The organism is Blautia sp. HA8986, assembly GCF_056504635.1.
The window spans coordinates 2250923-2274089 of sequence record NZ_JBWLUQ010000001.1 but is presented as its reverse complement, the minus strand read 5'-3'; the positions used below and the strand labels follow the sequence as shown (position 1 = coordinate 2274089).

Annotated in this window: 13 protein-coding genes and 1 pseudogene; 13 read left to right on the top strand and 1 reads right to left on the bottom strand. The window is 42.1% G+C overall.

Features of this window, described 5'->3' with window-relative positions; all coding sequences use genetic code 11:
* The first annotated feature begins 212 nt into the window (after positions 1-212).
* Genes AC04Q4_RS10595 through AC04Q4_RS10580 form a run of 4 tightly spaced genes read left to right on the top strand, consistent with a single transcriptional unit; the run spans position 213 to position 13642 of the window.
* Positions 213-1220, top strand: coding sequence for a hypothetical protein (locus tag AC04Q4_RS10595; protein WP_476388947.1), 1008 nt, complete (start codon positions 213-215; stop codon positions 1218-1220).
* 11 nt (positions 1221-1231) lie between these two features.
* The gene (locus AC04Q4_RS10590; RefSeq protein ID WP_476388946.1) at positions 1232-11809 is read left to right on the top strand and encodes a hypothetical protein; all 10578 of its coding nucleotides are present in this window, start codon (positions 1232-1234) and stop codon (positions 11807-11809) included.
* A gap of 11 nt (positions 11810-11820) precedes the next feature.
* Complete coding sequence (locus AC04Q4_RS10585; RefSeq protein WP_476388945.1) at positions 11821-12951, top strand: hypothetical protein; 1131 nt, start codon at positions 11821-11823, stop codon at positions 12949-12951.
* Between the two features lie 28 nt (positions 12952-12979).
* Positions 12980-13642: a hypothetical protein gene (locus tag AC04Q4_RS10580; protein WP_476388944.1), complete on the top strand. Its 663-nt coding sequence runs from the start codon at positions 12980-12982 to the stop codon at positions 13640-13642.
* Between the two features lie 272 nt (positions 13643-13914).
* Here AC04Q4_RS10580 and AC04Q4_RS10575 read toward each other — a convergent pair whose 3' ends face one another.
* The gene (locus AC04Q4_RS10575; protein ID WP_476388943.1) at positions 13915-14682 is read right to left on the bottom strand and encodes a hypothetical protein; all 768 of its coding nucleotides are present in this window, start codon (positions 14680-14682) and stop codon (positions 13915-13917) included.
* A gap of 358 nt (positions 14683-15040) precedes the next feature.
* Between AC04Q4_RS10575 and AC04Q4_RS10570 the strand changes: the two genes are divergently transcribed.
* The 9 genes and pseudogenes from AC04Q4_RS10570 (at position 15041) to AC04Q4_RS10530 (ending at position 23138) form a co-directional block, all read left to right on the top strand.
* Positions 15041-15352, top strand: coding sequence for a hypothetical protein (locus AC04Q4_RS10570; protein WP_476388942.1), 312 nt, complete (start codon positions 15041-15043; stop codon positions 15350-15352).
* Positions 15318-15797, top strand: a pseudogene (locus tag AC04Q4_RS10565) (IS607 family transposase); the annotation flags it as partial. The gene AC04Q4_RS10570 and the pseudogene AC04Q4_RS10565, both read left to right, overlap by 35 nt.
* 187 nt (positions 15798-15984) lie before the next feature.
* A complete protein-coding gene (locus AC04Q4_RS10560) occupies positions 15985-16143 on the top strand; it encodes a hypothetical protein (RefSeq protein WP_476388941.1) in 159 nt (52 codons plus the stop codon).
* Between the two features lie 1367 nt (positions 16144-17510).
* A complete protein-coding gene (locus tag AC04Q4_RS10555) occupies positions 17511-18209 on the top strand; it encodes a pseudouridine synthase (protein ID WP_476388940.1) in 699 nt (232 codons plus the stop codon).
* A gap of 140 nt (positions 18210-18349) precedes the next feature.
* A complete protein-coding gene (locus tag AC04Q4_RS10550; RefSeq protein ID WP_173738382.1) occupies positions 18350-19447 on the top strand; it encodes a substrate-binding domain-containing protein in 1098 nt (365 codons plus the stop codon).
* 270 nt (positions 19448-19717) lie between these two features.
* On the top strand, positions 19718-20026 hold the full coding sequence (locus tag AC04Q4_RS10545) for a hypothetical protein (RefSeq protein WP_173738383.1): 309 nt from the start codon (positions 19718-19720) through the stop codon (positions 20024-20026).
* Between the two features lie 16 nt (positions 20027-20042).
* Positions 20043-22049, top strand: coding sequence for a V-type ATPase 116kDa subunit family protein (locus tag AC04Q4_RS10540; RefSeq protein ID WP_476388939.1), 2007 nt, complete (start codon positions 20043-20045; stop codon positions 22047-22049).
* 4 nt (positions 22050-22053) lie between these two features.
* Positions 22054-22524 (top strand): V-type ATP synthase subunit K, encoded by a 471-nt coding sequence (locus AC04Q4_RS10535; RefSeq protein ID WP_015526259.1) that lies wholly within the window; start codon positions 22054-22056, stop codon positions 22522-22524.
* 20 nt (positions 22525-22544) lie between these two features.
* Positions 22545-23138: a V-type ATP synthase subunit E gene (locus AC04Q4_RS10530; RefSeq protein ID WP_173738385.1), complete on the top strand. Its 594-nt coding sequence runs from the start codon at positions 22545-22547 to the stop codon at positions 23136-23138.
* Positions 23139-23167: the final 29 nt, after the last annotated feature.

Below are 23167 nucleotides of genomic sequence, written 5' to 3'. Positions count from 1 at the left end.
CCAGCTCATCAAGTCATCCGCTAAACGAAAGACTTTTAAGCTACAGGCGAACATATGTTACTGCAAAACTGTGGAGATATAACAGATATCGAAAACGTAAGACCAGAGAATCGTGGGAGCATTCCTTGTGAAATAGCTACTTTCTCTGTCACTGACAGTATGTTATAATAAAGTGATTTTGAAATGGTTAAAAGAGAAGGACTGGTACAATAATGAAAGAAAAATTTTGGAGATGGATAAAGCGATACAGGCTGGCGGGCGCACTTTTTCTCATTGGCGCGCTCACGGTTGCAGTGTACGGAAGCTTTGCCGCATATACCAATTTCAATAGTGTGAAGCGTGTTGTCTCTACTAAAAGGCAGACCGATGATAACACTATGTTCAGTTCTAATTATTTATCGCTTATGTATCCAAATGACACCTGTCCGGTCAAGAGGATTTCCCTTGTGGAAAATGATGATAATTATACATTTACAGTGTTAGTGTGTAATTATGTATGGGGTGATGAATCTCTTTATAATCCCAAGTGTATTGACTACACGCTTACAGCTCAGCTTCTTTCTACGGATGGCGGCAGTCTTCCACAGGGGTGTACTGGCGAAAACGGAATAAAGCTGAATGAACTCGGGAACAGTACCGTGTTTCATATTTTTGAGGAAAATGGAACTTGCACTATTTCGGGTCAGGCCTTGAAATCAGGTAATGCAGATCAAAAGAGTTATCAATTTACAATGCCGAAAGCCTTGAAGGATAATGTGAAAATCCAGATCAAGGCAGAACCTACAAATGATTCGATGGCGGCCGTAAATTCGCAGATTTTGGGTGCTGTGCTTTCTTTTGCGGACTATCAGGTAAATAAAAACTGGACAGGACATTTTATTGATTCCCAAGAGAAAACGCCTGATCAGTACGATGCTTTCAATTATGAGATATCTGGAAACGGAGCGGGAACTGTAACTGTTACATGGTCTGATAAACTTTTGTTAAGCCAGTGGGCTATGAAATCCGAGCCGATTTATGATAATAAAACCTCTACATATTCTTACAATTTCACAGTGGATGATTTAACAACGGTAAAGCAATTTCAGTTTTACAGAAATCCGGAGAAATTATTAGATGGGAAAAACTGGTTAGAGATTGAAAACCTGGTTACAATTAGTTTTTCGGAACAAACACAAGAGCAGCAGAAATCAAGTACTGATTTTACCGGGACAGAATAGGATTGATGAGAATGAAAAAATCTGAAAATAAAAGTTGGACAAAGCGTATAACGGCAGTAGTGCTGGCGGCTTGTATGGTATTGACCACACCAGCCTCCCTGCTTGCTGATGATATGGCCGAGGAAGGTGAAGTTCAGGCCGCAGCAGAGGATGAGTTTACAAGCGGAGATATTGAGACAGAATCCTCTGATATCTCTGAGCAATCTAAAGAAGACGGGGAAAATGAAAATCAGACGACTAATGATGGCTTTATATCTGATGAAGGTAAGTCAGATGCTTCCAATACCGATAACCAGACAGACGACACAGCGAAGGAGAATCAGAAGATTCAGTTATCTTTGCAGCTGTTGTCTGATGAGAGCGGCGAAACCACCTATGACCAGAGCTCGACTTTAAGTCTTACGCAGGCAGACAATTTATCAGAGAAAATAACCGTTAAAGATGACGATAAGATCATTAAAGTAACTGACGGAGACGGCTTAATTCTTTTGTCGAATGTAAAACCGAAAGAATATCAAGACTATACTATAAAGTTAATCACCACAGCCGGCTGGGATCTTACAAGCTCAGTAACGGTGGGTGGAACCAATGAAAACGGTGGAACAGGTGCCGGGACTACAACCAGCTATGATTTCCTGGGCTTAGGAAGTGAGACAGATCCTTATCAGGGAACCTTTCAGTTAGATGAAGATACAGCCGCCAATCAATATTCCATATCCACATCAAGAGCATTATTTAACGCTCTTTCAACAAAGGCAACATTAAGTGGTACAATCCCGTTTGGCTTTTTTGAGAATGCAATTGGTACAAAAAAACCACTTCTGGCTGAAACAATAATAGCAGGAGATGATAAAACGCTGAAGGCTGACATTGCACTTAGAAATTTGAATGGGGATAAAATATCAGAGCCTACAATTGGAGGGTTGATTGGAACCCTTGGTGCTAACGCCAGCGCAAAGATAACCTTTACAAATCAGTTTCCTAATGAACTTATGGTAACTGCAGAGAACCATACAGGCTTATTCTGCAATACAATGAAAACAGGCTCCTCTTTGACTGCTGATCTTAAGCAAAAAACCGGGTCTGTTAAAGTTGCAGCAGCTGCCAGAGAGGCGGATGCCGGTGGTTTTGTTGGTTACATGGAAGCAAATTCCAGCTTAACTGTTGCCGGATGCTCTGTGAACCAGGTTTCTTCTGATTCAGGAAATGCCGGTGGCCTTGTTGGAAACTCCACAGATGGAACTCTTTGTGTTGCTTCTACAGAAGGAACAGTTATACCTTTTACCTTTGCTGATAAGTTGACGCTTAAAGCGGCAAGTGACAAAGCAGCAGGTGGACTGGTCGGAGCATATTCTGTTGAGAACACGCAAGAGAACTCAATCAGCTATGATCTTTCCCATTATACATTTAATAACTTTACGATTTCCAGCGGACAGAATGTGGGCGGCTTATTTGGTATGCTTAATAACACCAGTGCCACAGCCTTCCAAATTTCAATTAATTTAGGCAACACCGCTAATGCATCAAATTCTGTTAACACAGCAGTTTCTGATTCAGTTACGAACTTCGGCGGACTGATTGGCAATTATCAGTCTTCTCTTATGGCAAATACCCTAAGAATTAAAGGAAATTCAGGTTCGTCCATTCAAGCTGTCTCTACAGGTGGAACAAACATCAGCGATTCCTATGGCGGCATTGTAGGAACCATATCCGGAAGTAGTTATGTTGAAATTGAAAATGTGTCTGCCTCCACAGCAGATATGAAGAAGGATCCTAAAGCCAGCTTTGGCGGCCTGGTTGGAAAAATGAACGATGGTCTGCTCAACGTTGGGAATGTAACGTTAATAAGCAGCAATGACAGTGACCTGTCATCCGATGCCGACAATGTGGAAGGTCGGGGAGGCCTGGTGGGACATCTGGTAAAGGGTGTACTGCGTATACATGGGACAACAGATTTAAGTGGTCAGAGGATTACGACGGCATACCATCATGTGGGGCAGATTGTGGGAAATAATGATGATGGACTGGTATATGCACCAGGTAATGGCAATGGTCTGAATGCAGACGGAAGCGGATGGAGTCTTACCCGTTATACCGGTGCAGATAGAGGCGGTTCTGATATCGGAAACTGGGGTGAAGTAATACGCCTTGGCGATAAACTATCTGAAGGAAGCAATGGTGTATTTACATTTGATCAAGATGTACACACGGTTCAGGTGCATAATGGAACCGGATCAGAGCTTGGCAGTGCCAATGCATTTGCGGCATATGTGCTGGCATTTGATCTTTCGAAGGCATACACAGGAGGAAGCTCCGCGGCGCTGAGCTTTGCTACCCCAATAAATGCGGCAGCATCGCAGAAAGTGACACTTACCGGAGATATTGATCTTACCGGCACCGGTATTCTGGGTATTGGTAAAGATAACATTGAGAAAGGAGTTACTGCGCAGAAATTTGCTGGAACACTGGACGGAAGCAGTCATAAGATTACCCTGGATATCGGGACGACGTATGGTGCAAATGTTTCAGGTACGGAAGACAATGCAGCAGGGCAGCTTTACGCAAAGAGGAGTGATCAGAGAGATGCACATTATAGTCTGGCGCTGATTCCGTTCGCCGGTGATGTGATAATTCAGAATCTCACAATTGCGGGAACTGTTGCCTGCAGAGTTCCTCAGAATGTAAATGAGGAAGAAAAATCAGATGATATCAGATACCCGGCATTCGTCTCAGCGGCAATCGGTTTGGCAGGCGGGATTACAGCTTTTAAAAATGTGACTGTTAATACCAAAGTATCTGTTGCAGAAGAAGCTGTTGCCCAAAAGCTCCACGTCTGGCAGGCAGGTTTCCTGGGAAGATGTGAAGGTAAGGAATTGACCTTTCAGAATTGTACATGGGGAAGCGATTCCACACTTACGGATAAACGTACTACCGAGAATCAGAGAATTGGTGGTCTGGCAGCGGAAGTGATGGGAGGTTGTGTAGTGTCGGTTGACGCTTGTACATTAAGCGGTTCCATCATATCCAAATCTGCTTCCAATGCCAAAGTCGGTGGTCTGATCGCAGTCAGCAGGGGCGAAACACAGAATGGTACTACGTCAGCAGACACAACGATTAAGATATCAAATCTTCAGGTGAACGAAGAAAAAATTAATACTAATGGTGCAAATAAAACCAGTGGTGGACTTCTTGGCTATCAGTGGAAGAATACGAATGTAGTGTTTGCAGCATCTGCGGACAATACAGCCAGCAAAAGTGGAGTCACGATTTCTGGAGCCACATTGAATGCAAATGCTCAGTTTGGCGGTCTGGTATATCAGGCAACCGGATACTGGAATGCAACCGCTGCGAACAGCATCATATTTGAAAAAAAGGAAAGTACAACAACATTTACCGGAAAATCAACGCAGGATACGCCAAGCGGTCTGCTGGTGGGAACCGGTCTGATCAAAGTGACACAAAGTGGAAAGGAAGTAGTAGAGTCTGCACTGTATCTCGAGGCAGGTACATGGGGAGATGCTTCCGACGCTGCTTATAAGATTGGCAGTGGTGCGGTAACACTTGATATCGAAAACTCAGACTACTTCGATGAACTAGTCGGTACGACAAAGAAGGATGATGCAGGAAACAGCAATGCAGTAGTTTCTCTGGCAGTGCGTGCTGGGGATGGAACAGCAGAGCTTATTGATACAGAAGGTACAGGGAAAAATACCTATACCGGACAGTTAGGCAATTATAAAAATGGAAATACAAGATACTACTACAATCTGGACAGTTACAGGAAGAATAATCCGACTTTGAATTTGGATAGTGTCACATCACCGGAAGATATGGTGCTCTGGAGTGACGCACAGTATGCGGCAGTAAATATCAGAGGCTATTTCAGGCAGGGAGATCGGACAGATGTCACGATCACCGGTCCAATTGACCTGAAGGGATATTCCTACTATCCGGTGACACCGCTGGGAGCAGTGAATCTTGGAACGAATCAGACGCCGACCAGTCTGAATTTTGATTATGATGGCATGAATGCACAAGAGACGAAAAGTAAAAATAAACCACTGTCAGATTCTGACCATCAACATTATTTGATGCAGCATGGATTATTTTATCATACCACTCACAACATAGCGGTAAAGAGTACTTCTTTTTCAGGAACGGTAGGAAAGGAAAGTACAGCAGAGACCGGTTCCTACAGTTCCGGTGCATTGATTTATGGAAGCGTAATCGGTGATCCGGTCAGCAATATCGTTGAAATCAGCCTGAATAATGTGACACTGGCTGGAATTCGTGTGACAGAGATAACAAAAGATGGCGCAGCTTATGCACCGCTTCTGATTAATCGTATGGATCAGGCAGTCAAATTAACTGTAAATGCGCTTTCTACAGGAGAAGGTTATACGACAGGAGAAGGATCTGGTAAGACAACAGCTTATGCAGCAAGCAGTCTGATCGGTAAAGTCGGCAGTGCGACGGCAACGAAGCTGACTCTTTCATTTTCCAATATTGCACTGGATGGACGTCTGAAAGAGGATGCATCGAAGTCTACATCCGTTTATAACAATGGGAATGTGACGGTTGACTATCATACAACCCATACAATATTTACCAGGGCAACTCTTTTAGAATCCTTTATGTATTCTTCAGAAGGTACCGGTACGTATAATTTCAACAGTACGGATGATAAGGTCACTTACGGTGTAGAATTGACGAATACAGGAACGACCGGACGCAATCCGGATAAACAGTATCAATATTATGACGGTGACAGCTATATCACAGATGAACAGGGGAAAAATGCCAATGAAGCATATGTGAAATCAAGATATAGCAGCTCGAATTTTATTCGCTACGTCTATACACAGCAGAATATTACAGAGAGCAAGTATGAGCTGGATATTAATCAGAAGACAACCGGTCTTCTGAAAGGATGTGGAACGTATGGAGATCCGTATATTATTGAAGATGCACATCAGCTGAGTTCACTGGCAGCCTATATTCTGAATCCGGGCAGTGTTTCAAAATTCCAGGCAATTTTCAATTCAAAAGTATTGGAAAATCAGACACAGACTGCAGAAGGATATCATCTCCAAAATGGTGCGAACAGTGATGCAACAGGAACAGATATTACTTACACCTGGGAGAACGGAGCCTGGAAGAGCGAGAACGGGAATGCAGCTGATACGGAAAAAGCAACGAATTATCTGCTGAATGCATATTATAAGATTGATAAGGATATTACTTTGTCAGCAGAAAGCTTTGGCGGACTAGGTACGAAGGAGAAGCCGTTCAGCGGAGTCATTGTAGGTGCCTCTCAGAACACTACAGTTGCCTTGACAGGAACTAATGAGAATAAAGACAGCTTTGGAGGTCTGATTGCATATAGCCGGGGAAGTGTCGTAAAAGATCTGATCGTGGATTATTCACGGGCAACGATCACCATGCAGGCAGAAAGTCTTCCGGGGACCAGCAGAAATCCGTTTTTTGGCGGTGTAGTTGGTTACTGCATGGGCGGGGATACAATCATTGGTCATGTGTCAGTAAATTATGTTAAAAATTCCGTGACGTTCAGTGGAACTTATCCACAGACGATCGCAGCAGGCGGCTATGTAGGTCTGGTCGGCGGTGCAACCCATGTCACAGTCCCAGTCACAGAAAAAGACAATGACTACGAAAAGACCGGTGGCGGCGTGGTGTTCCGAAATATGGATGACACATCCAATACCTTTACGACAACGTGCGCAGATGCGGCAGCGGCCAATAAAACAGTGAATATGATAACTACTTCTGGCACAGCCGATGGAAAAACGACATCAGATGGTGGCAAGTATTTTTACCGTAATCCTTATGTAGGACGTGTACTGGATGGCTATGCCTGTGCGGAAGGATGCACGGTAAATAACACGGATAAAAACTATACCATTCCGACTTTGACAGCAGGAACAAGTGACCTTCAGGTAAGCGATGCAAGTGGAAGCCTGAATGTTACGGTAACCTCTGCCCAGGGATTGTGGCTACTTTCCGCGATTGTAAACAGCGGCGCAGGGGCGATGGACTCAGGTGGCAGTTACACCGATGTGGACAAAGTCGTAGATGCTTATCAATATGGTAAACCACGTACTGCATCCTATGAAGGAATTGGAACAGTGACAGGTGCTGCGAATCTTACGGATGAAGCTTATTGGGGCGGAGTTGCAAGTGCTGCAGGCAGCGATACGGCAAAGAATCGCGTGTCCTATCTGGTGAAGAATTATACCATAGGAACAACAGCGGCTCGTTTGGCTGGGAAAAGTACTTCGGCTGATACCAATATTCCGGTTATGCTCACATTTGCAACAGACAGCATAAATATGAGCAGCTACGGAAATGGTTTCCGGGGAATCGGTTCCAGCTATGGAAATAATAAGAATGTTTGGCATAGTGACTGCAGTATTCCTGAAGTATATCGCCGCAATCTGGTAATTAAGAGCATAAATGCTGATCGGAATGCAGACACGGTGATTACATTAAATATGAATCAGAATGATTATCATATGGAATACAGCAATGGTGCGTGGCGAAATCAGGGTGCCGGACTGTTTGTGGATTTTCACTTTACAGATGGATGTAAGGTAAATCATCTTAAGATATCAGGAAACATTAAGCTTGGATTATTTGATGAAAAGGGTACGTTAACGTATGTGAAAAAAGGAGACAAGGATATGCATATTGGTGTGGGCGGTTTTGCTGCAAGAACGGCCAATTCCGCTGGTACGGTATCCTTTGATGGTCTTCATCTGGAAGACATAAACGTGTATGGTGGGACTATGACGGGTGGAGCCATTGGTTATATCGATGGATATAGTGAAAAGAGAAGGAATGTATCCTTTATCAACAACTGGACGATTCAGAACGAAAATGTAACAAAATGGGTTAATTACGATGGAAGTACAGGTGGATTAGTAGGCTGGAATGTAGGGCATGGTCAGTTGACGATTACTGGAAATGAAGGCGGTTCTGAAAATGTGAAAAATGTGAATCAGTTATCGGTTACTACACATGCGCAAAGCTTTTCTACAGCTGCTGCTGGTGGTCTTGTGGGCGCAAATGATTTCAGTTCCGTAAAAGTAGAGAATGTAAGCGCACAGAATTTGAGTGTTTCAGGCAAGAATCTGCGAGATCTTGGTGGTTTGCTGGCATCAGGAAGAAGAGCTGGTACGTTCGAAGTGAATAAATGTTCCCTTACTTCTATGAAGATTACGCTAGAGATTAATTCCAACCAGAAATCTTCAAGTGCCTGCACGGGAGGAATTATTGGATATCACGAAAGACCACTGACGATTAAAGAAGTAGTGATTACGTCGGATTCGGTCATCAATGGTCAGCAATTTACTGGTGGTTTCGTAGGCTACTCAGCTGTCGATGTGACGATTCGTGACAGCAGTGAAGAGAATCTCAATATTAAGACAGATATGAACTGGATCGGTGGATTTATTGGATATGTCAACCCGAACAGAACAGCCACATTCCGAAATTGTCAGGAAAAAAATGTGAACATTCTTGGACGATATACAGGTGGTCTTGTCGGAGCTATGGATGGCAGTATACAGGCATCGAATATGGAATTTTATAACGTGACTGGAGTAACTTATAATAAGGATAATGGATACGCAGCATTGTTAGTTGGTAATACGGAAAACAATACTACGAATAAGTACAGTAACAAAGTCAATGGATATAATCTGTTAGCAAAGAATTGTAAATTTGGTTATAATAACAAAGCAAAGATAGACGAGTTATCGACTGCAAGTATCCAAACAATAAATACGTCAGGTTTTTGGATTGGTAAAGTCGGCGTAAATGGCAAAATCAATCTGGTAGCGGTTGCAGTTCAGGGGGATGTCTTTCCGCAGAATGATATCGGTATAAAAAATGGAACTGCTGCGATCATTTATGCAGATGCATTCGTGGACCAGACTTATAAGCCGATCAATTCCACAGACAAACCATCTTCATCTGCCAGCCCGTGGCTGGATGTTAATCCGAAGAGCGAGGTGCCTTTTGCGGACGGAACAGTTATGACAGGTAATGGTGTGGGAATTGTAGCTGATAGCACTACAACTGCCAAAAGTATATTAAACAATATAAATACGGCTGCTGCTGACCGTTATTGGAATTTACAGGAATCTGCGAATCAGACAGATCCTACATACAAAAGATTTTCACAGTTTTTAGATTCAAAAAACGATGCCTATGTGACGACGTACATGAGCGAGGAAAGTACAACCACAACAGTTGATAAAAACATTGATTTCCCGGTGCTTGTTGTAAATAATACAGCAGATGTGGATTCCCTTCTGTGGAATTACATAGCCGCAATGACAAATGTAAAAGACGGTGCTGAAGTCAAAACACAGATAAAAGGCATCACGGCAACCACTTATCGGTGGAACAATTCAGGCAAAACAGGCACCTTTCAAGCAAAGGATGATGCCAGCCTGCGCATAAGTACTGAAAAGAAAATATCCATCGTCCCCAATGCTTACGATAACCAGAACAGCCAGTTTACTTTGCTGGATGTAACTTATGCAAATCCTACAGATGAAAAGGCAACTCCCTTTCATCTGTACATTCCGGTATTGGTGAAAAAGGTTCTCTACATCAGCTTTAAAGCAAGATTTCTTGCCGGAACAGATTACTGTGTTTCTGATTATCCTATGAATGATACTTCTGCCAATCATTATGCTACAGCAGGCTTTGACGAACCACTGACTGCTTATCTGGAATACAGCTATGAAAAAGAAACAGACTGGCAGTCCATGGTGGATAACGGAGAGAATCTTTTGTGGTATTATGATAAGATTTTGGATCTGGCAGCAGGAAGCTCACAAGGTGAGCAAACGCTTCTTCCAGCGGGAACGCGTCTGACATTGCTTGACAGACAGACCATGCAGTATTATACCTGCACAATGACTGGAACTGAAAACATCCATAGTTTTAATCTTGCCAGTATGACAGTGCCAGACAGTGCATCCAAAACAGATGGCTCCGCAAAAGCGTTTACTCCGGTTTCCATCTGTGATCTGCTTGACTTAACTGCTTCTGCTACAGATTCTTCATCTAGCGATGGCAAGACCTGTTATGTGGAAGAAGCAGATCCCCAAAAGGCTACTGTAAAGGCTGCCCTTTCGACAGATAGCAAAGAAATCAAGTATTTCCGTGTAGCAGGGGATGGTGATACTGATGCTAAAAAATATCATATCACAGTTCCGGACTCTTCCAAAACGAAAGCTAGAACTGAAGGGTATTACCTGACGATTCAGGTACCTACAACCCAAGGCTATTCTGTTATAAACAACCGGTTAAACTATGGAACCTTTTCCCATAAAGAGGGAACCCTTCCGGCAGCCATTACATCTAGGGCAGAAGAAGCAGGCTCTAGCTATGTTGTGTATAATGGTGTTGAACAGACATCTTTCAAAATTACTACCAGCCGCATTCATAATGGCAAAGAAATGGGTGATACAATTATGGAAAGCGGTGACAGCATAAAGATACGTCTGGAAAGCAAGCTGAAGCTAACAGAAGCTGGAAAGGGAAGATTTAATACTCTTGGTCCTTCCCAATTCTATCATGAATTTGATATCAGCCTGAAGGAATATCTGAAAAATCAAACTGCATATGGCGCAATTGGTACGGAGCTAGTAAGCTATACATACACATTGTCAGGGAAAGGTTTGGATTATACAGAAAAGAAGGATACATTATCAAATGCAGCTGAGCTTGAAACCCTGACACTAAAATATGGAAGCATTGAGCTGAAAAAGGCATTAGAGACTGCAGAGAATGATTCTTCGGCAGTAACAGTTACCGCAGATATTACCCTTACTTATGCCGGAACCGATTATTTTCCGGCAAGAAATACATCAGATGATGCGGATAACAGTGGTATTACAGCTGTAGGTATATCACGGATTGCCAACACTTCGATTCAACTGCCTATCACAGGAAATAAGAAAGATATAGAAGATAAGAATCGCTATTATATTACCAATTTATCCAAAGCGATTCTGAAATATTCTACAGTAGACCAGACTGGCTCAAAGGATACCACCAAGCAGCTGGGAATCAACCCCAGTGATACGGCAAATAATCGCTCTGACATTATCTATACAAAGGCAGATTATGATTATTCCAACGTAGACGCTGCAATCCTTGAAAAGGCGACAAGCATTCGTTATAAAATGCAATTGTTCCAGAAGAACTCTGATGGAATTTACGATGAAACGGCTCTTTTACCAATTACATCTTATCTTCCTGTTATGTTTAAAGAAAATACACAGAAGTCTTCAGTAAATGAGGAAACGTCATATCAGTGGGAAGAGAGCTTTAACAGGAATGCTTCCGGACTTTTAAGCACACGTTTTCGTTTTTCTCCGCTTACCGGAGCGGAATTTGAAGAGAAAGGCTACACCTATGCAAACTATAGAGTGCGCCTGACAGTGGTGCTTCTGGATAAAGATGGAAAAGAAATTGCAGATACAACAGCTACAGATTATATCATCTATACAAATGCCCGGATTTATCAGGAAATTTTAAACAAAACATGAGGTGAAGCAGGATGCCAGGGAAAAAGAAAAAAGAGGAATTAACGCCTGAGGAATATAGACAAAAAGCCAGAAAGGAAATGCAGGATTTAAAAAATCAGTGGAAGATTTTTTTTAAAACCGGTTTCATTATGCTTGCAGCCTTAATTGCCATAATCGTTGCCAGTATTGCATGGTTTGTTTCCAATAATAAAGTAGATTCTACAGGGATGAATATCCGGGCAGCAGGCAGCGAGTTTGACCTCGCTGCCTCCATAAAAAATGCTGAAAGTACAAATGGTATTTATGATAATCTGCTATCGGTTCCAAATGGAGAGAAGAACAAGGAATATTCGGTCACTAGCGAAAGCCATACAGCTATCAGCTGGGCAATCACAGATGACAGCAATCTGAGAAATGAAAAAGACAAAAGCCTTGGAATCGAACCTGGCTCCAGCGGAAGTATAACCTTCTATATAATTCCTCATAAAAACGGGGCACTGAACGTATCCTTGACGCTTTCACTTACCGGATACACCTTAAAGAATACCGGAACAGAATTAACGTCAGAATCCTTGACTGATATTAAAGCAGATGCCCAGCAGTTGTTAGAGGGACATATTCTTTTGTTTGCCGGATACGATGAGAAAAAGAATTCCTATAAAGGATGGATATCCCAGGACGGGGATCCATGGAGCATGAGCCTAGATAATTCTTCGCTGTCCCAAAAGGAGAATGGAGAACTGATCTGGAGCATTAAGGATGCCAAAGCAGAGAACGCTTATCCGGTTACGGTTTACTGGATCTGGCCGGAGCTTCTGGAATCCTATTTGTTAAAAAAAGAGTCCTATACCGGAACCCGCCCGCTGCTTTTTCCGGCAGAAAAAGCTGAAAGTGCTTCCGACAGCAATCTGGAAGCTCTTCCATCAAAGCTGTTTGCTAAAATGTGTAAAGGATTAGATGAAAGTTCTGGCAATTCAGGTAATTCAAATCGCTATTTACGCTGGGAAACAGAAGAAGCTACTGTTACGGTAGATACTCTTAAACAGATAAGAAATAGGTATAACTCTGCTCTTTACGGAAATGTAGCTGCGTACTACGATTTGGCAGACCAGTATATTGGAAGTAATGTCCAGTATGTAAAGCTGACATTGAATGCCAGATGATAAAGATTAAGATTGAGGTGGTAATGATATGAAACAGAAAAACCGCGCTGTATTTGCTGCGGTGCTTGCGGCTCTTGCTCTTCTGGCAGTGCCTGTTCTGGCATGGCTTTATATGCAAAGAAGCATGGAAACGATCACAAAAATAAATATGCCCAATGCCCTTCTCATCGGAGCCGGAGATGCAAAGCCAATCCAGCAGCTGGAGCTTGGAAACATTGATGTTTCCGAAACCAGTAACTATAAAGATGTAGTTTTTTGTGTATACAGCGAAAAACCTGGTATAAAGTATTACCTTCAGCTGGCACATACCACAAATATAGGATTTAATTATGAAATATATAAAGCTGAATTATCACCACAAGATGAAGGACTTAGTTATCTTGGCAAAAATTATAAAAAGGGAAATCTTTTGGAAGGCGATTACTTAAATAAAGAACCTAACACCGGCTATGCCACAGATACGTATCATGCAATTACATATCCGGATAGCAACGGTAATCAAACCGGCTCCTATGACAAGGTCCAGACATCCGCAGAGCCTCTTTACTGGAAGTCAACTAATGAGGAAGTTCTTCCTAATGAAAAGGATGCCACCGGCTACTATGTAACGTATTATATTTTGCACATCAAATGGGATGAAAACGTCAAGAACAACAAAGAAACAGATATGATTTATATTATGGTGGGATAAGTATAATGTACTGGCTACTATTCAGAGGTATGTATAAGTCATTGTAAAAATGACGAAATTTATTTTGTGGATAACCATTTGCGGCAGGAAAAACTGTGTTTATACTTTTCCTCAAGAAAGAGAGGCTCACTTATGGATATTGATTTTAAAGAAGAGCTTAGAGAACGTGATGAACCTCTTGCTGGTTATCTCATGTCCGGCTAACCTCTGAATAGTAGCAGGAGTTTGTTTGATTCAGTTAGAAACCGCTGTACAAGACAGCGGTTTCTAAGTTAATTCAATTTAATTAAAAAGTTATACGTAATTCCCTGCTGCAATTCAAAATTATTTTCTGCGCAAACAGCTTCTTCACCATCAGCAGCATAATATATTGCAGCAATCGCTTTATCACAGTTCATAGCGTAACGACCTGTGATGCCCGGAACCGACCGGACCATAACCCACTTCTTTTGGTTTTCAAGTATTACAGAAGTCATTTCTGCTGTTTTTATCTCAATTGGGTCATTTTTTCCAAAATCAATGCTTCCATCAGCATTATATACCATTCCCGTAGAATTATCTTTTACTGTAATATGATAAGTCCGGTGTACAATCCCTTCTGTATCACTGGCATCTTCAAAACTGGCAGAAAAATCATAACAGGTATCTGTTTGATCCACTATTTTCTCTGTACCATCCGAGTATACAAGCATTACAGAATATATGTCAAGATCATTCACATAGTCTAAAAATTCAACTGGGATCGTTTCCGCATCCGGATCAATATTTAAGGCAACAGATGTAAGTGTTGGCGCTTCGCTTACTGTCTCACTGTCAGTTGCAGGTTCCTGAGTATTGATATCCTCTGTACTGATATCTTCTGTACTGTTCTGCCCTTCAGCATCTTCTGGCACTGCAGATGTAAACCCGTCATCACTTTCAAAAGTTGATAACTCTTTGGCAAAAACCACCTTATCCGAAATCTTGCTTCCCCAAGGTATGGCAGCAACACCAATGGACAATAAAGCCACTCCAAATCGAAGAACTGTCTTTCTTTTCACTGTCATTCAACTCCTAAAACTTGATAATTACGATGATAATAGCACTTTTTGATGTTTTTTGCAAGAAGCTTAACGGTGATAACAGGGACGGAGTTTCAGCTTTTTCAAACATCTATATCCAAATCCCCGATCAGGAGGAATGTCATTCAGACCAAATCTCTTGACCGGGGATTTTGTCGAAAAGAACAGGTTGAAGCTAGTTGCCGCACATGCTATCCTATAACCAGAAAGGAACCATTTTACATCACAAAAGATAAAAACGTTCTCACGTTAATCAGGATAAATCGGTACAATCCGACAGCGTACATCAGACAAGACCCGAAAGCAGGGAATTACATAAACTGGAGGATCTTAACCGATGCACGACAAATCAATCTCGGATAAAAAAATCCAGTGGCATCCGGGGTTCTACGCAGCAGCAGAGATCGAGCTGCGCCAGAACCGGGCTGATCTGGAATATCACCGGGAATACAACCTAAGCAAGAAACCCTTACAGATCGATCTCCTGGTAATAGAAAAATTAAAGGATGTGCAGATCCAAAATGAGATCGGAAAAATATTCCGGAGATATAATATCATTGAATACAAGTCACCGGACGATGGGCTGACAGTGGATGATTTTGTAAAAACATTGGGATGCCAAAGGTATTATTGTAGACCAGTGTATTGAAGATTATGGAAGTGGCCTTAATTACAATCGTAAAAAGTGGAACGAATTATTAGATGAAGTGATGGAACAAAAAATCAAAACCATAATCGTAACTCACAAAGATAGATTTATCAGATTTGGTTACGACTGGTTTGAAAAATTTTGTGCGAAATTCAATACGATCATCGTGTTAGTGAACAATGAAGAACTATCACCACAAGAAGAACTCGTGCAGGATATTGTTTCAATACTCCAGGTGTTCTCTTGCAGGTTGTACGGACTTCGTAAGTATAAAAAACAAATAGAAAGGGATCCATCATCTAAAACCTGTCACTGCTGTGGCGCTGTCAAAAAAGATTTAAAGCTTTCAGATAGAATATTCAAATGCAGTTGCGGTTATGTCGAAGACAGAGATTTCAATGCTGCACTTAATTTGAGAGATGCAATAACTTACGAAGTTGCATAACTAAAACGCAAACGTGAGTATGTACCGAAGGCTATTTTCGGGAATTTACGACTGTGGAGTGTACAAGAACCTGTGAGTAGATATGATTTCGGTCAATCAAAAACATACACGGTGAAGCAGTAAGTAGAACTCGTGAGAGTCTACGTTATCTCGATGCGAGTATATTTACACACATTTTGAGTGGCAGTTGGAAGATGCACATAAAGAAGGCGAGCGCAAGGGAGAGAACCGTCTTAATGTACTCTATAACCGCCTGGATCGGGATGGCCGAAAAGAAGACATATTCCGAGCAATGAAAAATCCGGAGATACTGCAGAAACTTTTCAAAGAATATGGAATGAAATAGTATAATCATAAATATCCGGGATATGTGGCTTTTAGAAGTTCATGGATTCCGGATATTTATATATAAATTAACAGAAAATAATAAAAAATACAAACAAATAGTAAAATATAAAAACATAAAACAAATAATAAACAAAAATATTAATATGAAAATACAAAAATGTATTGACAAAACAACACAACAGTGTTATTATAAGACCATCAAAAAGAACAAGAGATAAAACAAAATCAAAAAAATAAGAAATTCATTCAATTCATAGCATAGATGCACATGAAAGGATGAAGATAAGAAAGGAAAAGGTGATTCCAGTGGGAACATAATAAACAACTTCATCAATATGAGAGTGACAGGAACCGGATTTCCTGCAAGAAAGACCTGATACATATCACATAATGATATCCCTTAAGAAATACATCAGTTTCTCTCATAAGATATAAATAAGAACCTCTTAAATCTTACTTATATTTTAACATCAGTTAAAATGAGAGAAATCAGAAACATAAGGAATTCAGTATTTCAGGTATTATAGAATCGGTAACTCATATTGAACAACTGTCACACACCTGGTACAAAGATTTCAGGAAATATGTAAAGAAATATTTCCCGAAAGAGTAAAACCCTCAACTCACCGGTTTGTTGGAAAGAAGAGATTCCAGAAACAGAAGTGAAGATGAGAACGATACTTTGAAAAGCATATCAGCAACATCAGGATATGGTTTGAAGCTTTGCATCAGAAGAATATCTGATAGGATATTATAATAGAAGTAATCGGGAAGGAACTTTTTTCTCAGGATACTTTATCAGAACTGCAGAGGAGAAAATCCCAACAGGTCGATTTGAATCAGCAGATCATAAGGTACAGAGATGACAAATGGTTTTGAATTTAAGAAGTTAAGTTCAGAATTATTTAGGAAACAGAAAAAAGTGTAACCACCGCAATTCTTCAAAAAATAAAAAGGAAATCGAACCTCGGATTAATTGATTTCCAAATCTATAAAACTTTCTAAATAATCGAACAGATATAATTTATATATTGATCGTTTATGAGCAGGAAATAAATAATACGAAGGAATAGAAAAAGAAAAAATTATAAAAACTTAATACAGAGAATCGGAATTATTTTATCAGGTATATAAAATCATAGATTTCGATTATTAAATAAGAAATATAACCAGAAAACTCGATTCGAAAGAATGAAGAGGAAGAAAAATTGAATAACGAAGAGTGTTGAGACGGTCATCATTTTTTGAAACTGTTAAAGTAAAAAAAGTGATGACCGTCTCGTTGTGAATTTATAAAATATATTTACCGGTTGCCATTAAAATTATCATCAGTTATACTTCTGTGAGAAAGGAAGTAAGCTGTAAATGTATAATAATCAAATTGAAAAAAATATTTTGTATGAAGACAGAGATATTCTTGTCTGCAGAAAACCATCGGGAATGCCGGTACAGGCAGCGGGGATAGGAACCATGGATATGGAAAGTGCTTTGAAGAATTATCTTGCACAGAAGAATCCCGGAAAAATGCCGTATCTGGCGGTGATCCATCGCCTCGATCAGCCGGTAGAAGGAGTTCTTGTTTTTGCGAAAACATCCGGTGCAGCGGGAAATCTAAGCAAGCAGATTATGGCCGGGGGCGCAGGGAAGTATTATCTGGCAGTAACAGAAGGGAAGCCGGAGAAATCAGAGGGTACACTTACTGATTATCTGAAAAAGAACGGAAGGGCCAATATATCACAGATAGTACCTTCCAATACACCGGGGGCGAAGAAAGCAATTCTTCATTATAAAGTACTGGATCAGAAGGAAATCAATGGAAAGATCCGTACACTTCTTAAGATCAAACTGGAAACAGGCCGCCATCATCAGATCCGTGTGCAGCTTTCACATGCAGGAATGCCGCTTCTTGGTGACCGAAAGTACAATCCGTCAGGGGAGAGAGGTGTATCCCTGGGATTATGCTCTTGCGGCCTTGAGTTTAAGCATCCGAAAACAGGGAAGCAGATGAAGTTCGAAACAGAGCCTCAGGGCAGCGCATTTCTGGATTTTGTGAAAAAACTGTAAAAACTCTGGACGGAAATACGAAAAAGTGTATAATGTAAAAAGCGAGTAACCAAATGTAAGATTTTTGTAAAGTATACGTTACTGTGGACGGATAAGAGAGGCCATGAAGAACAGTAACCAGCGAGGAAGAGGAGATTACAATGAAAAGAGTTGCAGTAATGTCAGTGGCCTTGTTGGCTGCGGCGACTCTGCTGACAGGATGTCAGAAGGAAGAAGTAGAGAAGCTAGTTGCACCGCTTGTTGCAGATGTCCAGGAGACTCCTGAAGCACAGGAGATGGAAGAAGAGAAGAATCCGGCGATTCCTGAGATCGATGACAGCCTGTCGATTGAGGCAGGAGCGAGGATCGCAGTTGTGAGTAAGAGTACGAAGGGTGAATTCTGGGATAAAGTAAAAGAAGGAATGCAGGCTGCTGTCAAGGATGTGAACGCAGCTTATGGTTTTAAGAAAGATGACCAGATCACAATGACCTTTGAAGGACCGGACAATGAAGAGGACGTAGAGAGCCAGATCAATACACTTGATGCAGTTATTGCGGAGAATCCGTCCGTTGTATGCCTTTCTGCCGGGGATATGGAATCCTGCCAGGCACAGCTTGAGGCTGCCAGGGAGAACGGAATCCCGGTGATCGCTTTTGATTCCAATGTCAGCGATACGAAGCTGGTGAAGGCTTTTCGCGGAACAGATAATGTGCAGATCGGTAAATATGCAGCGTATAAATTGGGAAGTGCCATTGGAAAAATGGGAAATGTAGCTGTTTTTGCAGCACAGGAGAAGACTCAGAGCTCCCAGGAACGTGTACAGGGCTTTCTGGATAACATTGCGAACTACACAGATATCAAGGTTGTTGAGACAATTTATTCCGATCAGGTTGATGATATGAAAGCAGCCATGCAGGAAGTTCTTGATAAATACCCGGCACTGGATGGTGTTTTCTGCACCAATGCCGATGTATCGGAGATGTTCCTGTCTGTGAATAAAGATACAGGTGATAATAAGGTTGCCATGGTTGGCGTAGATGCAACCAGCAAGCAGCAGGAAGCGGTTAAGAGCGGAGACGAACTTGGCATTCTTTCACAGAATCCTTATGCAATGGGATATCAGACCATGTGGGCTGCGATCCAGGCAACAGCACCTAAGAAAGAAGTAAAAATTGAGAAAAAAGTTCTGCTTGACCCGGCGTGGATCGATGCAGAGAATATTGAAAGCGAAGATTACGCAAATTATATCTATAATTAAAAGATAACCGGAACAGCTACATAAAAGAGTCATCTGTCAGATAAAGACGCAGAAGAGGTTTTTATCTGGAAGATGATTCTTTTTTTATGTATAAAAATAAAAAACACGAACAGAATAAATAAACAAAAAGTCTCTGCAAAACGGCAAAAATATAACAAAATCGACGATATTTTAACGGAAAATAAATTATAAATATAACAATTGCATAAAAATATTGTTTTACAGATACAATTATGGTACAATTTGGATATGCAGAGAGGCGGTGATCAGATGATCCAGGAAACGATCAAGGCAGTGAAAGAAGCGGAGGCTAAAGCACAGCAGAAAATAAAAGATGCATCCGTTCGTGCACAGAGTATCGTCAGCGAGGCTGAGAAAGAGGCGGAGGAGATTATCAGAAAGGCGGAGACAACCGCTGCCGGACAAGCGGCATCTGATATGAAAGCTGCTGAGGAGCGTGCACACAGTACAGAGAACACTGTCGATGAACAGGTAAAGGAGGAACTTGCAGCTTTGAAAAAGAAAGCGGAGTCGAAGCGTGAGCAGGCGATCCAGGCAGTAATGGACAGTTTGTTCTGAGAGGGGGAATGCGAAAATGGCAGTATTGCAGATGCAGCGAATCAGTATCTGCGCAATGAAGAAGAACCGTAAGGCCATATTGGAAGAATTGCAGTCGCTTGGAGTTCTGGAGATCGATGCGGCAGAGCTGGATCCCGATCTTGAGACCATGGATACCATGAATGCCAGGCTGCTTTTCGAAAAGAATGCATCCCTATGTGACCAGGCAATTATGATTCTGGATGAATTTTCACAGGAGAAGGAATCTATGCTGGCTTCACTGGCCGGCAAGCCTCTGGTCGGGAGGAAGCAGGAGCAGGAAGTCATTGAGAATCAGGAAGAAATACTGAAGGCAGCCAGGGAGATCCTGGAATACAGGAAGCGTCTTACAGAGAACAGTGCAGCTGTTATTAAGATCGAGCAGCAGGAAGCTGCGCTGGCACCCTGGATCGCTCTGGATATTCCAATGAATTTTTCCGGAACAGAGTTGACAGCAGTACTGATTGGAAGTATCGACGGGAATGTGACACGTGACCAGGTATATACCCGGCTTGCAGCAGATGCACCTGATCTGGAAGCTTTTGATATTCAGGAGATTTCGTCAGATGCCGGAAAGCTTTGTCTGGCTGTTGTATGTCTTAAGTCTCAGGCACAGCAGATGGAAGAGGCTCTTCGTATGCAGGGATTTGCAAGACCTGCACAGCTGGTTTCCGAAGTACCTGCACAGGAACTTCAGAACCTGAAGGATGAAGTGGAACGTATCCATAAAGAAACAGGCAGGATACAGGAGAAGATCCGCAGCCTTCATACTCATAAGAATAACCTTCAGCTTGTTTCGGATTATTTTCGGATCCGTGCACAGAAGTACGAAGTATTGGGCCAGCTCCGCCAGTCAGCGAGCACTTTTTTTGTGACCGGATATATTCCGAAGAAACAGGTTCCGTCAATAGAGAAACGGCTTACGGAGAAATACGATATTGTTTTTGAAGCAGAAGATGCTGATGGAGAGGGTGTTCCGGTTGTCCTTAAGAATGGTAAATTCGGAGCAGCAGGAGAAGGAGTTCTGGCAGCTTTCGGTCTTCCAGGCAAAGGAGAGATCGATCCGTCAACGATCATGACAGCATGTTATGTATTCCTCTTCGGACTGATGTTATCAGATGCAGCGTATGGACTTATTGTTTTTGCAGTATGTCTGGGAGTGCTTCTGAAGTTCCCCAGAATGGAGAGCGGAATGCAGAAATCTATCAGGCTTTTCATGTACTGTGGATTGTCCACTTTGTTCTGGGGCGTGATGTTTGGCGGATATTTCGGAGATTTCATAGATGTATTTTCAAAAGTATATCTGCATAAACCGGTCACAGTGAAGCCGGTATGGTTTGCACCGCTGAATGAGCCGATGAGACTTCTGGTGTTCTCCATGCTTTTTGGACTGATCCATATGTTCCTTGGAATGGGGCTGAAGGGTTATATGCTGATCCGTGATAAAAAATATCTCGACTTTTTCTGTGATGTAGTGCTCTGGTTCATGCTTCTTATGGGACTGATCCTGATTTTTATTCCGAGCAGCATGTTCCGTTCTATCTCACAGATGGATCTGAATCTTCCGGCAGCAGTGGTACAGATCGGTAAATGGATGGCGATCATCGGTGCTGTTGGAATCCTTTTCATGTCAGGAAGAGATAAGAAGAATCCGTTTCTGAGACTGGCTCTTGGAGCCTACGATCTTTATAACATTACAGGCTGGGTAAGTGATATCCTTTCCTATTCCAGACTTCTGGCTCTGGGACTTGCCACCGGTGTTATCGCATCGGTTATGAACCAGATGGGAAGTATGCTGGGAGACAGTATTTTGGGATGGATCGTATTTATTCTTGTATTTGTGATTGGTCATATATTTAATCTTCTGATCAATCTTCTGGGTGCGTATGTGCACACCTGCCGATTACAGTACGTGGAATTTTTCGGCAAATTCTTTGAGGGCGGGGGAAAAGAGTTCCACCCATTCCGCGAAAATACAAAATATGTAGATATTAAGGAGGACTAATATTATGAGTGGTATCGTTTGGGCATTATTGGGAGCAGCAATTTCCGTGGCTCTTGCAGGTATAGGTTCTGCTATCGGTGTTGGTACAGCCGGCCGTGCAGCTGCTGGTGTTGTAACAGAAGATCCGGATAAATTCGCAAAAGTTCTTCTTCTGCAGCTTCTTCCCGGTACGCAGGGTATTTACGGACTTCTGGTTGCATTCCTTGCACTTTCCAAGGTTGGTATCCTGGGCGGCGGTGTTGCTGATATTTCCCTGGAAACCGGTCTTATGATCTTTGTGGCTTGTCTCCCGATCGCCATCGCAGGTCTTCTTTCTGCGATCCATCAGGGTAAGACCTCTGTAGCTTCCATCGGTATCGTTGCCAAGAAGCCTGAGCAGTTCGGTAAAGCGATGCTTTTCCCGGCAATGGTTGAGACATATGCGATTCTGGCTCTTCTGATCTCCATTCTTGCAGTCAGCGGAATTCAGGTTTGATTTATCAGGAGGGGCAGAGCATGACAGGATTAGAGAAGATGGTGAGCCAGATTCTTGAAGAGGCCGATGCTTCTGCAGCTGTTACGATCAGTGATGCGGAGAAAAAAGCCGCGGAGATCCTGGATGAAGCCGGAAAGAAAGCAGATGAGATCCGGCAGCAGCGGGAGGAACAGTCCAGGGCAAAGGTAAAAAGTTATGACGAGCGTACAGCTTCTGCGGCAGATATGAAGAGACGTACCGCAGTTCTTGCTGCCAGGCAGGAACTGATCGGAAGTGTGATCGCAGATGCCTGTGAACGTGTGAAGAATCTGGATGAAGAGAAATATTTTGAGATCCTTAAAAATATGGCTGGGAAATATCTTCTTCCTAAAGATGGGGAGATCTGTTTTTCCCGGAAGGATCTGGAACGGATGCCAGCAGATTTCCGTGAGGAGATCAGGAGCATGGCTGAGAAAAAGGGCGGCGCGCTGGAGTTTTCCGGTGAAGCCAGAAATATAGATGGAGGTTTCATCTTGGTATACGGCGGTATTGAGGAGAATTGTTCAATTGATGCTGTATTTGCTGAGAAACGGGATGAACTTCTGGATCAGGTAAGAAAGATTTTGTTTGCGTAAAACACCATCGCAAGAAGGAGGGCGTGAAA

Bases quoted from the DNA above. Each gene is read 5' to 3' on its own strand.
- AC04Q4_RS10530 (WP_173738385.1), top strand. From the start codon at position 22,545: ATGACAGGATTAGAGAAGATGGTGAGCCAGATTCTTGAAGAGGCCGAT.
- AC04Q4_RS10550 (WP_173738382.1), top strand. From the start codon at position 18,350: ATGAAAAGAGTTGCAGTAATGTCAGTGGCCTTGTTGGCTGCGGCGACT.
- AC04Q4_RS10545 (WP_173738383.1), top strand. From the start codon at position 19,718: ATGATCCAGGAAACGATCAAGGCAGTGAAAGAAGCGGAGGCTAAAGCA.
- AC04Q4_RS10595 (WP_476388947.1), top strand. From the start codon at position 213: ATGAAAGAAAAATTTTGGAGATGGATAAAGCGATACAGGCTGGCGGGC.
- AC04Q4_RS10540 (WP_476388939.1), top strand. From the start codon at position 20,043: ATGGCAGTATTGCAGATGCAGCGAATCAGTATCTGCGCAATGAAGAAG.
- AC04Q4_RS10570 (WP_476388942.1), top strand. From the start codon at position 15,041: ATGCACGACAAATCAATCTCGGATAAAAAAATCCAGTGGCATCCGGGG.
- AC04Q4_RS10555 (WP_476388940.1), top strand. From the start codon at position 17,511: ATGTATAATAATCAAATTGAAAAAAATATTTTGTATGAAGACAGAGAT.
- AC04Q4_RS10580 (WP_476388944.1), top strand. From the start codon at position 12,980: ATGAAACAGAAAAACCGCGCTGTATTTGCTGCGGTGCTTGCGGCTCTT.
- AC04Q4_RS10590 (WP_476388946.1), top strand. From the start codon at position 1,232: ATGAAAAAATCTGAAAATAAAAGTTGGACAAAGCGTATAACGGCAGTA.
- AC04Q4_RS10585 (WP_476388945.1), top strand. From the start codon at position 11,821: ATGCCAGGGAAAAAGAAAAAAGAGGAATTAACGCCTGAGGAATATAGA.
- AC04Q4_RS10535 (WP_015526259.1), top strand. From the start codon at position 22,054: ATGAGTGGTATCGTTTGGGCATTATTGGGAGCAGCAATTTCCGTGGCT.